The organism is Longimonas halophila (assembly GCF_002554705.1).
GTDB classification, from domain to species: domain Bacteria; phylum Bacteroidota; class Rhodothermia; order Rhodothermales; family Salinibacteraceae; genus Longimonas; species Longimonas halophila.
The window spans coordinates 88,011-102,118 of sequence record NZ_PDEP01000010.1 but is presented as its reverse complement, the minus strand read 5'-3'; the positions used below and the strand labels follow the sequence as shown (position 1 = coordinate 102,118).

General features: G+C 61.5%; 11 protein-coding genes. 5 read left to right on the top strand and 6 right to left on the bottom strand.

The annotated features are described in order from the left end of the window. Positions 1-10: 10 nt before the first annotated feature. From CRI93_RS11150 to CRI93_RS11130, 5 genes are all read right to left on the bottom strand, one after another. The gene (locus CRI93_RS11150) at positions 11-3,163 is read right to left on the bottom strand and encodes a 4Fe-4S dicluster domain-containing protein (protein ID WP_098062720.1); all 3,153 of its coding nucleotides are present in this window, start codon (positions 3,161-3,163) and stop codon (positions 11-13) included. Positions 3,164-3,248: 85 nt separating this feature from the next. Further along, complete coding sequence (locus CRI93_RS11145; RefSeq protein ID WP_098062719.1) at positions 3,249-3,896, bottom strand: cytochrome c3 family protein; 648 nt, start codon at positions 3,894-3,896, stop codon at positions 3,249-3,251. 449 nt (positions 3,897-4,345) lie between these two features. Beyond that, positions 4,346-5,509: an FHA domain-containing protein gene (locus CRI93_RS11140; RefSeq protein ID WP_098062718.1), complete on the bottom strand. Its 1,164-nt coding sequence runs from the start codon at positions 5,507-5,509 to the stop codon at positions 4,346-4,348. A 132-nt stretch (positions 5,510-5,641) separates the two neighbouring features. Further along, positions 5,642-6,820, bottom strand: coding sequence for a T9SS type A sorting domain-containing protein (locus CRI93_RS11135; RefSeq protein WP_098062717.1), 1,179 nt, complete (start codon positions 6,818-6,820; stop codon positions 5,642-5,644). Between the two features lie 179 nt (positions 6,821-6,999). Next, positions 7,000-8,394 carry an MATE family efflux transporter gene (locus tag CRI93_RS11130; RefSeq protein ID WP_098062716.1) on the bottom strand — a complete coding sequence of 465 codons (1,395 nt, stop codon included), beginning with the start codon at positions 8,392-8,394 and terminating at the stop codon, positions 7,000-7,002. Between the two features lie 262 nt (positions 8,395-8,656). Here CRI93_RS11130 and CRI93_RS11125 point away from each other — a divergent pair, with 262 nt between their 5' ends. Genes CRI93_RS11125 through CRI93_RS11105 form a run of 5 tightly spaced genes read left to right on the top strand, consistent with a single transcriptional unit; the run spans position 8,657 to position 12,977 of the window. Next, a complete protein-coding gene (locus CRI93_RS11125) occupies positions 8,657-9,670 on the top strand; it encodes an acetyl-CoA carboxylase carboxyltransferase subunit alpha (RefSeq protein WP_098062715.1) in 1,014 nt (337 codons plus the stop codon). A 43-nt stretch (positions 9,671-9,713) separates the two neighbouring features. Then, positions 9,714-10,139 carry an acyl-CoA thioesterase gene (locus CRI93_RS11120; protein ID WP_098062714.1) on the top strand — a complete coding sequence of 142 codons (426 nt, stop codon included), beginning with the start codon at positions 9,714-9,716 and terminating at the stop codon, positions 10,137-10,139. A 49-nt stretch (positions 10,140-10,188) separates the two neighbouring features. Then, on the top strand, positions 10,189-11,085 hold the full coding sequence (gene nadC, locus CRI93_RS11115; RefSeq protein WP_176521837.1) for a carboxylating nicotinate-nucleotide diphosphorylase: 897 nt from the start codon (positions 10,189-10,191) through the stop codon (positions 11,083-11,085). 52 nt (positions 11,086-11,137) lie between these two features. After that, entirely contained in the window at positions 11,138-11,788 is a 651-nt protein-coding gene (locus CRI93_RS11110; protein WP_098062712.1) for a CBS and ACT domain-containing protein, read from the top strand. A 52-nt stretch (positions 11,789-11,840) separates the two neighbouring features. Beyond that, positions 11,841-12,977, top strand: a complete 1,137-nt coding sequence (locus CRI93_RS11105; RefSeq protein ID WP_098062711.1) for an acetoin utilization protein AcuC — start codon at positions 11,841-11,843, stop codon at positions 12,975-12,977. A 6-nt stretch (positions 12,978-12,983) separates the two neighbouring features. Here the strand turns inward: CRI93_RS11105 and CRI93_RS11100 are convergent, their stop codons facing one another. Then, positions 12,984-13,394 carry a hypothetical protein gene (locus tag CRI93_RS11100; protein WP_098062710.1) on the bottom strand — a complete coding sequence of 137 codons (411 nt, stop codon included), beginning with the start codon at positions 13,392-13,394 and terminating at the stop codon, positions 12,984-12,986. Positions 13,395-14,108 lie beyond the last annotated feature (714 nt).

Here is a 14,108-nt window from a genome sequence, read left to right as displayed (position 1 = left end):
AGGCCGGAGGCTACGCCGCGTCGGCGGATGCTTCAGCCGATTCCAGACGCGGATTCGGATTCCGGACGCGCCCAAGGTAGGACAGACGCGGTTTCGTGTTCAGGTAGTCGAGCATCTCGTAGCGACGCGGGTTTTCGCGCTTCGCCACCAGTTCGCTTTCAGGATCGTTCAGATCGCCAAAGGTGATCGCGTTGGTCGGGCAGGCTTGCTGGCAGGCCGTCTGCACTTCGTCGGTTTGCAGCGGACGGTCTTCGTTGCGCGCCTGGCGCTGTGATCCGCGCACACGGTGGATGCAGAACGTGCACTTCTCCATGACGCCGCGCGAGCGTACTGTCACGTTGGGGTTCTGCGCCATCTGCACCTGGTCGGGCAGCGTGCCCACCCAGTTGTAGTAGTTGAAGCGCCGCACTTTGTACGGGCAGTTGTTCGAGCAGTAGCGCGTGCCGATGCAGCGGTTGTAGACCATCTGGTTGGTGCCATCGGGCGAGTGCACGGTTGCGGCAACCGGGCAGACCGATTCGCAGGGTGCATTCTCGCAGTGATGGCACGTAACCGGCTGCGTGACCATGTCTGGACTCTCATCGTCTGGATCCTCACTCACGTAGTAGCGATCCATCCGCATCCAGTACATGTGCCGGCCATTGCCGACCTCTTCTTTACCCACCACCTGCACGTTGTTTTCGCTCGTGCAGGCCACCACACAGGCGTTGCAGCCCATGCACGTGTTTAGGTCGATGACCATGCCCCACTGGTTGTCATAGTACGGGCTGTCTTTCATCGCGGGCTGCTCAGAGGGGTGGTTATCCTCCCACAGCTCGGGGTAATCTTCATACGAGTCTTCGGGCCCCGGAACGGGCTGCCCCATCTCCTTGATTTCGCCGGGCTCTTCGCGAAACTCGTCTAACGTTGACCAGCGGGCCAGTGGACGTCCTTCCATGGAGCCATGCTCCTGAGTAGACACAATCTTGTAGCCGCTTCCTACTCGTGTCACAGACGCCCCAGTGGTAATGCGCCCGTTGTTGGAGCGAAGGGGGGCCACATTGGTGCCTACAGGCTCGTAGGGCGTTCCGTCGTCTTCGATTCCCCCCGCAAGCGGCCCATCGCCGTAGATGTCGGTATAGTCGTCGGTATTCCAGAACGGCGTTTGGCGCCTGGATCGGCGGGTTACGAGCGCCCGTCCGTATCCCATTGTCAGCCCAATAGAGCCATCGGGGAAACCGGGCTGAATCCATGCGGGAAGCGTCACGGAGGTGCCGTTGGCCGCAATCTCTACCTCGTCCGCACGGAAGACGCCTGCGTCATAGGTCACCTCTACGCCGAGCTCCTCGGCTGTTGCCGGGCTCATGAGCGCCACGTTATCCCACACAATCTTGGTGATGGGGTCCGGCAGCTCTTGCATCCAGGCGTTGTTCGAAAAGCGCCCATCAAGCAGGGTTGGGTCCAGGCGCGTCACGACCTCGTACCCATCTTCGCTGTACGTGTCGATGGATTCGGGGAGCGAAACGGATTCGGGGGTGGTCGTAGCATACTGGCTGTCGGCAAGATAGCCGTCGTGCAGCGTGCGGCGCCACGTGTCTTCAAAGTTCTGATCGATCTGCCCCCGCCACACCTCGCGCACCAGGTCGTACCCGGCGGTGTCGGTGCCGGTGGCAAGTGCGTTGACAACCTCAGGGAGTGAATGGGCGTCTTCGTACAGCGGGTCGATGAGCGGCTGGATGATCGACAGCGTGCCATCGTACGTACGTCCGTCGCCCCATGCCTCCAGGTAATGGGCCTCTGGCACGTGCCAATTCGCCGCACGAGCGGTTTCGTCGACATGCTGGCTTACGTGCACCGTGGTGGGCACCTGGCGCATTGCCTCTTCAAAGCCGAGTTCGGCAGGTGCGCTGTACACCGGGTTTACGTCGAGCATAAGGAGCATGTCGACACTGCGGCTGCTCATCGCCTCAACCAAGTCGGACAGCGCTTCGCTCTGGAGCGAGGGGGCCTCGTTTTCGGTATCGAAGAATGTCACCACCTCGCCGAGGCTGCCCAACTGCTCATTGATGGCCATGGCCAGCGCGTGCACAGCCGGTGGCTGCGTTTCGCCTGCCAGCACCACACTCTGCGGACCCGCATTCTGGAGGTCCTCGGCAATTGCATCAACATACGTCTGTTCCTGCTGGGAAAGCGTGCCAGTGGGCGCCACGTCAACGCCAAGAGCCGATGCAAGGGCAGTGGCCAGATGCGAAATGCGGCGCGCCTGCATGCGAAGCCGGTTATCGGCAATGCCACCCGTCGTGGTGTACGAACTCTCAACAGCATACAACCGGCTCATGTCGTCGCTCGGATCGCTTACAGTGCGGTGCTCTGCAAACGTGGCCGTGTTGTGCAAGAAGTTGGGGGCGGTGCCGTCAAGGAAGTCAGCATCCAGGCTCACGATGACATCCGCGGCGCCAAAGTCATAGGCCGGGCGCAGCGCGGTGCCAAAGGCTTGCTGCATGCCTTGCGCGACGGGGTCGTCGCCCTCTGCAGCATAGGAGATCCATTGTACGTCTGCAAAACGGCTTTCGAGGCGCTCGCGCATCGCCTGCATGGTCGGCGACGACGTTGGCGGGGCCATCACAGCAACGGACTGTCCTTCAGCGTCATCGCCAAGCGACTGACAGAAACGCATGAAGTCACCCCACGACGCAGCACTTCCATCTTGGCGCACCCGGCTGGAGCGGTCGGGGTCATACAGGTTCAGCACCGAGGCGGGCTCGTACGGGCTCACCCCGCCTCCGCTGTACGGATGCTCAGAGTTGCCCTCGGCTTTGGTCGGGCGCCCATCGTTGCTTTTCACCAGCAGTGGACGCACCAGCCCCCGGAAGGGCATGGCCGTGGCATATTCGTGCGGTACGCCCGGAATAACCTCTTCGGGATTGCGCGCATAGGGCAAAATCTTTTCGACTGGGCGGCGGCATGCGGTCAGCCCGCCCATGGCCATAGCCGCGCCCATCAACTGCAGGAACTGACGCCGCGAGGCTCCACTGGGCGGCTGGCTGGTGCCATCCTGAAACTCGTCTTCAGTCGACGTGCCTGCAGGCGCCTCCATCTGCGCTGGGCTCCGCCAGAAGTGCGGCCCCGACGCTCCGTCGCCAGACAGGTCTTCAGAATCGTTTATAACGTCAAGCTCGATCATGAAAATCGATGGGTCAAACCATTTGTAAACACAGAGGGTAGCCTGAGTGCGCAGCGCGGTGCACCACAGTGCGCACTGCTGCTCCTTAGTAGTGGCAGGCCGAACAGTTCGTGGGCGGACGAATGCCTTCACGGCGCACCTTCTCAAGGTTGCGATCCACAAAATCGGCAGGCTGCACATAGCCCATGGTGGTCACCTCGTCGGTGGGACGCAGGTACAACTCGGGCTGCCGGTGGCATTCGAGGCACCAGCCCATCGAGAGCGGCTCAGACTGCGCCACGACTTCCATTTGATCGATGCGACCATGACACGTCTCGCAGCCGACTCCTGCATCAACATGCGAGGCGTGGCTGAAGCGGGCATAGTCGGGCAGATGATGCACTTTCACCCACTGGATGGGGACATCGTCGGCCCAGCTCTCGCGCACGGGCGCCAGCTTCGGGGATTCGGTCTTGATCTGATTGTGGCAGTTCATACACGTCTGCGTGGCGGGCACGTTGGAGTGCGACGCCTCTTCCACCCAGTTGTGGCAATAGCGGCAGTCCATGTCCAGTTGCCCGGCATGAAACTCGTGGCTGAACTCAACCGGCTGCTCAGGGCGGTACCCCACGTCCGTAAACTCGGGCGAAAAGTAGTACCACACTAAGAACACTGCAATCACGAACCCAAAAGCTGATGCCCCCAGCGTGAGCAAGGGAAGTAGATTCGCTTTTTTTGGAAATATCTGTGCCATAACTACGGTATAAGCAAAGGACTACCGGAGCGCTACGGTGTGTGCTTTCTCCTTCGTTGTCTCAATCTCACAAAAACACGAGAAGCGAGCACATGCCGATTGTACGTATGCAGTTTGACGATACAACAACGAGGTGCTCTTTGCGGATGGGAAAGAGCCGAGCCGTGTGCGCCAAATGGATCTCCAACATACAGCTTAACTTATCCGCACGCCAACCCCCCTGTTGAACTTTCACCAAACTTAACCCGATTTCGGGTGGGATTCAAAATAAGCTGCATGCAAGTGTTATACGTCGCTTCTATGCTTGATACAGCCATCTCTGCCTAATGATCATTGCGCCACGATTCATTCTGGCCTCGGTTTGGCAGTACGTGGGATACGTCCATAGCCGCTGGAACCATCCGCGCTGAGATGCCCCTTGCCTTTGCACGTCTTTTCGTTGCTGTATGCTACGAGGTTGGCTCTCCTGGTCTCGGTATGGAGTGATCTGCCTGCTCCGCAGCTTCAGGCATAAGGCGTGCTGGGACTGATGCATGCATGTGCTCCTGATACGCCTCCAGCAAGGCGGGGCGGAAGAGTTTGGCCTCGATGTCTTCCCAGTCGCTGTGGTAGAGCTTGCGCCACCGTCGCTCCAACCGCTCCCAGCTAACCCCTGTATCGCCCCCACCAAAGACACGCGTAAATACACCTGTTTTGCTTGGGTCGGGCAAGGATTCATGTGGGCTGATGTGACGCAGCAGGGCCTTTCCGCCCGTTTTGATACTTGACTGATAGCTTTGCAGCATGGCTCTATGATGAGCAACGACATGCTGCAGCGCCGTACAGAGCCGGTCCAGCGATGCGGACTCATCGTTGGCCTGCAGAGCGGCTTCCACCTCCGCAGTAGTGGGCTCCTCGAGCAGGGGGCGCTCGGCAGCGGGAGGCACTTCGTCAAGGTGAACCCACAAGGCCGCAGGTAGCGCCAGTATGTCGCGCAAGGTTGCCGGAAGTGCACCCCACGCCTCCGACCTGCTGGAGACGTTATCTATTTCGGGCATTCCATCTTCCGACAGCCGGGCCAGCGTAACCAGCGCGTCTGTGGCGGACTCGGGGAAAGTTGCTATGCGCTTTTTGATCTCGTCGTGCCTGTCGTGGCTCGTGTCACGATTGCCGCTGTTGCCAGACGAGATGTGCGACGCAAGGCGTACCAGGCTTCGCTCAATCACGTCGAAGAGAGCCTTAGGATCGTCAGGTAGGCGTTCTGTTGCACTGGCATCTTCTGCATCAGAGTGCGGCGCCGCCTCGGTATTGCGGGTGGCAGCGGTGACAGGAATCAGCGGCATGTACGAGAGCATGCTGTCGCCCATGTGCACTGAAGCCCCTGGAGATAGAACGACAGGTGCTTCGGGCCCTACCTGCTCGTCCTCCACAAACGTAGCGTTTTTGCTATCGCGGTCGTGGAGTTGATGGTGACCTGTCGGCATCTGCTCGATTACTGCATGGGCTTTGCTTACTTTCGGGTCGCGCACCACCACATCGTTCGAGGGCGCTCGGCCCACGGTTACGTGGTCTTGATCAAAGAGCATGCGCACTGGCGGCTCGTCTCGAACCGTAAGGGTAAGTCGAAAGGCCATAGGCCGTTGGATTCAGAGGCAAGGGTCACCTGAAACAGACACATGCCAGAGAGGGCACGGTCTGCGCGTCATGTAAGATACGGAAGCGGTGCCAAGAAGCAAACTGCGGCGAATCAAGGGGACGGGAGCCTGCTACCGTACGACGACGACACGACACGTAGCCGTGAACGTATCCCCCTTAACGCGCAAGAAGTACACCCCACTGGGCCGCCGACTGGCATCTACGCGGATGGGCACCGGCGTATTGGAGCGAAGGCGTCCCTCAAACACCTGCTCAAGCCGACGGCCGGTGACGTCGTAGAGCACCACGCGCACCGTTTGCGAGGTGGCAACGGAGAGGCGTGTGGCAAGGAGGCCCTGCGTCGGGTTCGGGGCGGGGGCGTCAAGAGCGTATGCTCCTTCAACGGATACGACCACCTCAACCGGGCTGGAAAGCGTAGCTCCGCCATCGGCATCAATCTGGCGGAGACGGAAGGCGTGGCGCCCGACCCCGAGCGGTTCAGTCTGAAAGCGATAGGATTGCGGTGCGCTGGTTGTGCCAACTCCCGGTACCATATCAATGGCGTGCCAGTTGGGAGGCGGCGGGGTGCCCATCTGAGTAGGCTCGGGCGGCGCATGCTGCACTTCGAATCCACTGTTGTTGGTTTCGGTGGCGGTGGTCCACGCCAGATACACACAGCTGTTCTGCTGCGTCGCGGTAAACGAGGTCATCTCCACCGGTAGCGCCTGTGCGGTGGCCGAAAGGAACGCCGGGGTTGGCAGCGTCGACTGCGCTACGCCGTCAACCTGTGCCAGCGCGGCCCGGGTGAGGCCCAGATCCTCGGCGCGGTCAATGAAAACGGCTACGTCGCCCGCGGCATCGGGGCTAAGCGAGGCGGTTACGAAAAACGTGGTGGGACTGTTAGCAAGAGGCAGATCTAATGCATCAAACAAAATCGAAGGCGCAAATGTGTTGGTGGATGCGACAGCCGTGGCAGTTCCTGCATCAAACACATCGGTGGAGGCCGTCCACAGCGTTACACCGGTGATGCCTTCAGCATCTACCGCATCGAACCCAAGCGTGAGGGCGCTGAGCAGTGCGCCGTTGGCTGAGGAGAGGGTGGAGAGCGAGAAGCGTCCAATCGGATTGTCGACGGTACCAGGTACTGGAACCGGAGGCGTGTAGTCGCTGCCGCCTGAAGCAGCCCCGCGTCCGCTGAGGAGCGCAATCCCCAAGTCGGTGCGCTCAACGTACTGAAACGCATTCGTATCCGCAAAAAAGAGTGAGCGCAGCGTCGTTGGCTGTGGGAAGACGAAACGCAGTGCCTTCATGCTGGGCAAAGGCAGCAGGCGAGGGGGGTGGTATCAGGGAGCGCATAGGCAGAGCCTTGACGGGAGGCAAAAACGGACAATGAATGCCCCAGGGTACGCTTTTTCCAGATGGAACGCAATAACTGATTCGTTTTACTGCGAATCGACGGACTACGTAGAAGCCGTCTCTTTCCCGAAAGCTATGCCGAAGGCGGCGCGGTGGGAGCCGCGATGTCGCGCGTCTTTACAGCGTGCTCTACGTTCTGGTGGAAGCGCAGCGTCAGCCAGATGGAGGCGGCCACCAGGCCCAGCACCAGCCCCCACCACAGCCCATGCGCCCCCGCATCCCCCTGAACGCCAAACACGTAGCCGCTGGTAAGACCAATCCCCCAATACGTCAGAAATGCAATGACCATGGGGATGCGCGTGTCTTTGAGTCCGTGCAGCGCGCTGCCGGCGGCCACCTGCACGCCGTCGAACACCTGAAAGACCGCCGCGATGAGCAGCAACGAGGCCGCAAGCGGGGCTACAGCCTGGTTTTCCGGCAGAGTAGGATCGATAAAGAACGCGACGATGGCATCCGGAAAGAGCCAGAAGAGCGTGGCTGACACCGTCATGGTGGCCGTGGCGCAGCCCATCGCGGTAAATCCTGCCCGGCGCGCCCCCGCCGCATCGTTGCGTCCGGCGGCCTGTCCCACGCGCACCGACCCGGCAATGCCGATGCCCAGCGGCACCATGAACGCAAGCGAGGCACACTGCAGCGCAATCTGATGCGCCGCCAGCACCTCACTCCCCAGCACGCCCGCCATGAGCGCAGTCATGGTAAAGAGCCCCGCCTCCACCCCGCGCGCAATGCCGATGGGTCCACCAATATACAGCAGCTCCTTAAAGTAGGCCTGATCGGGCGTACGCAGCGCAGCAAAGATTGCATACTCCGAAAACGGCGGCACACGGTACACAAAGAGGGCCAGTAGCCCGAAGATCGACCAGAACACCGCTACGCTGGCCCATCCGGTGCCCACAATGCCGAGCGCAGGCAACGGCCCCCAGCCGTACATGAGCAGTCCGTTCGCTACAATGTTCACAACCACACCGCAGAAGGCAATGACGGTGACCGGAAACGGATGCCCGAGCGCTTCCACAAACCCGCGCATCCCCACAAACCAGAGGGCAGGCACGATGCCCCACAGCATGACGTGCAGATACGTCATGGCCGCACGCACGGTAGCGGGCTCTTGCCCGGCCCACAGCAGCGCGGGTTCTACAGTCCACAGCACCACCATCGCCACCGCCCCCAGCACCGTGCCCAGCCAGAGCGCCTGCCGCACGCTGCGCACAATGGGCATGCGCTCCCCGGCACCATGGGCCTGCGCCACCATCGGGTTTACGGCCTGCAACACCCCCGAGGTGACAATGAATAGAAAGAAAAACACCGAGTTGCCCAGCGCCACCGCTGCGAGTTCCTCCGCGCCCAGGCGGCCCACCATCACGGTATCCACAAAGCCCAGCGAGGCAAGTGCCATCTGCGCGGCGACGACCGGACCCGCGAGTTTGAGGGTGGGGCGCACGTCTCGAAAGGTCGTCCAACCGGGCATGGGCAGCGGGCGGTAGCATTAGAGCGTAGGATGCAAATACGGCTTTTTGGTACGACGCCTCGTTCGGCAAGATGCACCAGGACCACCCATGGGACCGGAAGCACAGCCTCGAATCCGCCAAAATACAGCCAAATTACAGCTACATCGCACCAATCCGTGCTACGAACCGCACCGGCCCGTTGCCTTTTACGCATCCAACCCGCATGTTGCAATGCTGCACTGCTACTTCTGCATCCGTTGTTGCTGACAAACTCGCCCCGCCATGGCCGACGACACCTACCTCCTCGATTTTGAGAAGCCGCTGTATGAGCTGGAGCAGAAGCTCGATGAGATGCGGACCCTCAATCAGGATCACGCCGAAGACCTTTCTGCCGAAATCGAGGCGCTGGAGGAGCGCGTCGAGCAGTTGCGCGTCTCGATCTACCGCAACCTTACGCGCTGGCAACGGGTGCAGATTGCCCGCCATCCGCAGCGCCCGTACACACTTGACCACATCGAAGCGCTGACCGAAAACTTCGTGGAGCTGCATGGCGACCGCCGCTTTGGCGACGACCGCGCCATTGTAGGCGGGTTTGCACAGTTTCAGGGCGCGCAGTACGGCCATCGCGACCGCACGGTCATGATTATGGGCCACCAGAAGGGGCGCGACACCAAAGAGCGCAAGTTTCGCCGCTTCGGCATGCCCAACCCCGAGGGCTATCGCAAGGCCGAACGCCTCATGAAGATGGCCGCCAAGTTCAACAAGCCGGTCGTTACCCTGCTCGACACGCCCGGCGCCTACCCCGGCATGGAGGCCGAAGAACGCGGCCAGGCCGAGGCCATTGCCCGCAATCTCTTCGAGATGGCACGCCTGCCCGTGCCCATCATCGTCGTTGTGATTGGCGAAGGCGCCTCCGGCGGCGCACTCGGACTCGGTGTGGGCGACCGCGTGCTCATGCTCGAAAATGCCTGGTACTCGGTCATCGCTCCCGAAAGCTGCTCGCAGATTCTGTGGCGCTCGTGGGACTATAAAGAAGACGCCGCCCGCGCCCTTAAGCTCACCGCCACCGACCTCGTCGATGTAAACGTGATCGACGAAATCGTCCCCGAACCCGTCGGTGGAGCCCATCGCGACCCAAAGGCCACCTTCAACGCCGTCGGCAATGCCATCGGGGCCGCGCTCAACACGCTCAGCGACCGGCCCACCGACACCTTGCTCGATGACCGCTTGGCGCGCTTCGACCGCATCGGCGCATACGACCAGCGCACCGCAGCCGAGTCGCCTGTAGGCTCATAACGGATCTCTCGTACCCGCTGCATTGTCCCCTGCACATCTTGTTATGGAGACTCCGGCCTACACGTATTCCCACGCGCATCGCGTGCGTTACCGCGAGTGCGACCCCATGAGTGTGGTCTACCACACGCACTACCTCGACTACTTCGAGATGGCCCGTACCGAGGCCATGCGCGATCTGGGACTGGCCTACCGCACCCTCGAAGACGACGGCATCATCATGCCCGTCATTAAGGTGTCGGTACAGTATCACGCCCCCGCCTACTACGACAACCTGCTCGCCATTGACGCCCGCTTCGGCCAGATGCCCACCGTACGCATCCCCATTGACTACGTAGTGCGGCGCCCGTCCGATGACACACGCATCGCCACCGGGCACACCACGCTTTGTTTTATGGATGCGAAGGAGCGGCGCCCCATTCGGCTGCCGGAGCGGGTCCGCGAGGCATTTGCCCCGGTGCTGGCTTCTTAACCAGCGGTGCGGCTCTTCGCCCGTTCCTCCAACCTACGCGATGTCCGCCATGTCCACGCTGCCGCCCTACCTCTCCGAGGCCGACCTCGACGCGCTCCTCGCCCGCGCCTGGACCGAAGACATCGGCCGTGGCGACATCACCACCGCCGCCACCGTGCCTGCTCAAACCCAGGGCCAGGCCACCATCACGGCCAAAGCATCTGGCGTGGTGGCCGGACTCTACGTGGCGGCTCACGTCTTTCGGCATGCCGGCGCTCCCACCTCCATCCGCTGGCACGTTTCCGACGGCACCCGCGTAGAGCCCGGCACGACCGTCGGCACCCTGCGAGGCAACGCCGCTGCGCTGCTCACCGCCGAGCGCCTCGCCCTCAACCTGATGCAGCGCATGAGCGGCATTGCCACTGCCACGGCCCGTATGGTCGAGGCCGCACGTCCGCACGCGCCCGACATTCTCGACACCCGCAAAACCGCGCCCGGACTCCGCGCCCTCGACAAGTGGGCCGTACACCTGGGCGGCGGCACGAATCACCGTATCGGACTCTACGACCTGTTTCTGATTAAAGACAATCACATCGCTGCGGCCGGAGGCATTGCCGAAGCGCTCGATGCCGCCCAGCGCTACCGCGACACGCACAACACCGATCTCGGCATCGAACTGGAGGTGCGCACCCTCGACGAACTCGACGCGGCCCTGGCCCACGGTGGCCCCGACATCCTGCTGCTCGACAACATGACCCACGTCATGAGCGACGGCACCGTTGACGTCTCAATGCTCCAGACCGCCGTCGACCGCGTGGACGGACAGTGCCGCACCGAAGCCTCCGGCAACGTCACCCTCCGCACCGTGACCCCCATCGCCGCCACCGGCGTTGATGCGATCTCCTCCGGCGCGCTCACCCACTCAGTTACGGCGCTGGATCTGTCGATGGGGCTGGAGCTGTTGTAGTCTGGGGTCGCTTTCTTCCTTGCTTCTTGCTCACGCATCCCCAACCGCTGCTATGCTCATTCAAGACATCATGCACCACCCGGTGGTTACCATTCAGGCCACGGCGCCGGTTCACGAGGCGTTTGCGCAGATGCACGAGCACACAATCCGGCATCTGCCCGTGGTCGATGCCAAGGATACGCTCGTGGGCATCGTGACCGATCGCGACATTCGGTATGCCACGAGCGCGCTCACCGACAAGCCCGTGGCACGCAACGACGCCGTACACACCGTCATGTCCAAGCCGCCCATCACGGCAGGGCCACGCGATCCGGTAGAAGATGCCGCCCGTACGCTTCGGCAGGAACGCATCGGGGCGCTTCCGGTGGTTGAGGGGGATGCGCTGGTGGGCATCATCACCGGCACCGATCTGCTGGATGCGGTGCTGCGCCTGACCGGATTGGAGAAGCCGGGCAGCCGCCTGGCGGTGGCCTTGCCCGATGAGCCGGGGCAGCTCGCCGCGCTCACCGCCCGCGTGGCCGACGAAGGGCTCGACATCCACTCGGTGCTCAGCTACTACGAACCCTCAGAGGGAGACAAACCGGCATCGCATCTGAACGTCATTCTGCGCATCGACACGATGAACGTGCGTCCGTTGGCTGCGGCCCTGCGCGAGGAGGGCTTTCAGGTGCGGTGGCCGCTCGACAAGCCCACGGGCACGTGACTGTGCCCTGCGTGCCCTGCCGCCATCCCTCCGCATCCCACCCGCGCTGCGCATGTCTACCCCGCCCCTTCTCTTCGACGACGCCTACCTGTCGTACTTCTTTGGCCCGGAGCATCCCTTTAGCCCCGTACGGCAACGCATGCTGTGCAGCCTGCTGGAGGCGCTTCCACTAACAGCCGAGTTCACTGCGCCTCCAGCCGCCACCCGCCAGGATGTGTGCACCGTGCATGACGCGGCGTTTGTGGATGCAGTGGCCCGCTGCTCCACCGGCGACCTGCCCGCAAACGTGCGCGACTTCGGCCTCAACACCGCTGACGTGCCCACCTTCGACGACATGGACGCGGCGGCTCGGGCGCTCTGTGGCGGCACGCTGCACGGCGCGCGCCTGATTGCGCAGGGCACAGCCGACCGCGTGCTGCAACTGGGCGGCGGGCTACACCACGCCCACCGGCGCAAAGCCTCGGGCTTCTGCGTCTACAACGACCTATCGATGGCCATCCGGGCGCTGCGTGATGAAGGGATGCGCGTGGCGTACATCGACATTGACGTGCATCATGGCGATGGCGTGCAGCACATCCACGAAACCGATCCGGGCGTGCTCACGCTGAGTCTGCACGAGTCGGGGCGCTACCTCTTTCCGGGCACGGGACACGTCCACGAAATAGGAAAGGGCGCGGGGGAGGGCAGCACGCTGAACATCCCCCTGGAGCCGTTTACGGAGGACGACAGCTACCTGGAGACGTTTGAGCGCGTGGTGCCGTTTGCTATCGAGCGCTACGCACCGGATGTGCTGGTGGTGCAGTGCGGCGCCGATGCGCATTTTAGCGATCCGCTCGCCGACTTGCTCCTCACCACCCACGCCTACGACGCAATGTTCACGCAGCTTCTGGACCTGGCGGAGGCACACACCGAGGGGCGCGCGCTCTTTACGCTCGGCGGCGGCTACCAGCCCGACGCGACCGTGCGTATCTGGACGCTGCTGGCCCATCATGTGCTGGAGGCGGAGCGTCCGACCGACCTCCCTGCCGACTGGCTCGACCGCTGGTCCGACGAGGGCGAGGCCGCCCTTACGCCCACCCTGCACGACGAACCCCGCACCTTCGACATCGAGCGCCGCGATTCGATTGAGGCGCAGAACCGGCAGGTCAGCAAACGCGCTCTGGAGCGCATTGCGCCGCTGTGGTATTGAGCAGAACTACGTTTCGTCCGATCCGCTCTCGCCAACGGCTTTCCCAGCGTAGTACCCACCGCCCGCATAGACCGCTATGCGGATGAGCTCAAGCGCAATGTCTCGCTCGCCCATCCACACGAGTAGGCCTAAAAATATGAGAACGACCACAGCGAGTCCAGTGCCGTATCGTTGGTTCTGCGTGTGAAGCGCTCGCTGATGGCTTCTTTGGTTTTCGCGATCTTTGATTTGAGCTTGTATGGAAGCGGTTGCCTGCTCCTTATTGAACTCAATTTCTTTCTCTCGAACATCTAACTCTTTACGCTGGACTTCGGTTTGTTCACGTTGAGAGGCAATAATAGCCTGAACGGTTTCTTCATTGAGTGATGTAGACTGTTCATCACTATTCTCATCTGCCGGTGAGGATGCGTCTTCCATGCCTATAATGCGATATGTGGATGCTTAGAACCTGTTTTGATTTCTTATTTTGGGCTCCGAGCGGCTTCGCTGGGCTGGGGCCGAAGGTCATGCCCCTGGTGCAAATTGCCCCTAATCTCGGCCCGTAGCCCCGGCTACGAACCTCGGTTGGAGTCCAATTTTCGCCTCAGCGGCCCTCGCTCTCGCCGTCAAACCAAAACCCAAACAGGTCCTTAGGATATCTGCTTGGGACGGAATTGGGGCCGCTCGTACTCTACTTCGACGTACCCAAAGTGATTATCATCAAGTTGAGGTGGAACAAACGTTGACGAGCGGATAACTTCGGCCTTTTCTTGAGCCAGTGTGATGAACTCTTCTGGGCGGAGGCGTTCACGACGTACGGAAAATGTTTGTATCTCTGCCTGATCTGTGCTGTGCTCTACAGTATCTCTCATAGTGTAATATTTTGCCAGCATGTAGATTGAGTATGCAATTGAGAGGTGAAAGAAATCTTCTGTGGGCTTCTATGTTTCCCTGAACCAACTCCTTCGACATCGAGCGCCGCGATTCGATCGAGGCGCAGAACCGGCAGGTCAGCAAACGCGCCCTGGAGCGCATTGCGCCGCTGTGGTACTGATTCTGGGGCATTGTCCCTGTACCCGGTTCAATATTCGCGAGTGGCTCTGTGTTGGATGTAGGGACACGGCGCGCCGTATCCCTACGGGTGGGTGTGGC

What these genes read in the sequence shown, in the direction of transcription:
- CRI93_RS11150 (WP_098062720.1), bottom strand. Translation starts at nt 3,163, where the DNA reads ATGATCGAGCTTGACGTTATAAACGATTCTGAAGACCTGTCTGGCGAC.
- CRI93_RS11145 (WP_098062719.1), bottom strand. Translation starts at nt 3,896, where the DNA reads ATGGCACAGATATTTCCAAAAAAAGCGAATCTACTTCCCTTGCTCACG.
- CRI93_RS11140 (WP_098062718.1), bottom strand. Translation starts at nt 5,509, where the DNA reads ATGGCCTTTCGACTTACCCTTACGGTTCGAGACGAGCCGCCAGTGCGC.
- CRI93_RS11135 (WP_098062717.1), bottom strand. Translation starts at nt 6,820, where the DNA reads ATGAAGGCACTGCGTTTCGTCTTCCCACAGCCAACGACGCTGCGCTCA.
- CRI93_RS11130 (WP_098062716.1), bottom strand. Translation starts at nt 8,394, where the DNA reads ATGCCCGGTTGGACGACCTTTCGAGACGTGCGCCCCACCCTCAAACTC.
- CRI93_RS11125 (WP_098062715.1), top strand. Translation starts at nt 8,657, where the DNA reads ATGGCCGACGACACCTACCTCCTCGATTTTGAGAAGCCGCTGTATGAG.
- CRI93_RS11120 (WP_098062714.1), top strand. Translation starts at nt 9,714, where the DNA reads ATGGAGACTCCGGCCTACACGTATTCCCACGCGCATCGCGTGCGTTAC.
- nadC (WP_176521837.1), top strand. Translation starts at nt 10,189, where the DNA reads ATGTCCACGCTGCCGCCCTACCTCTCCGAGGCCGACCTCGACGCGCTC.
- CRI93_RS11110 (WP_098062712.1), top strand. Translation starts at nt 11,138, where the DNA reads ATGCTCATTCAAGACATCATGCACCACCCGGTGGTTACCATTCAGGCC.
- CRI93_RS11105 (WP_098062711.1), top strand. Translation starts at nt 11,841, where the DNA reads ATGTCTACCCCGCCCCTTCTCTTCGACGACGCCTACCTGTCGTACTTC.
- CRI93_RS11100 (WP_098062710.1), bottom strand. Translation starts at nt 13,394, where the DNA reads ATGGAAGACGCATCCTCACCGGCAGATGAGAATAGTGATGAACAGTCT.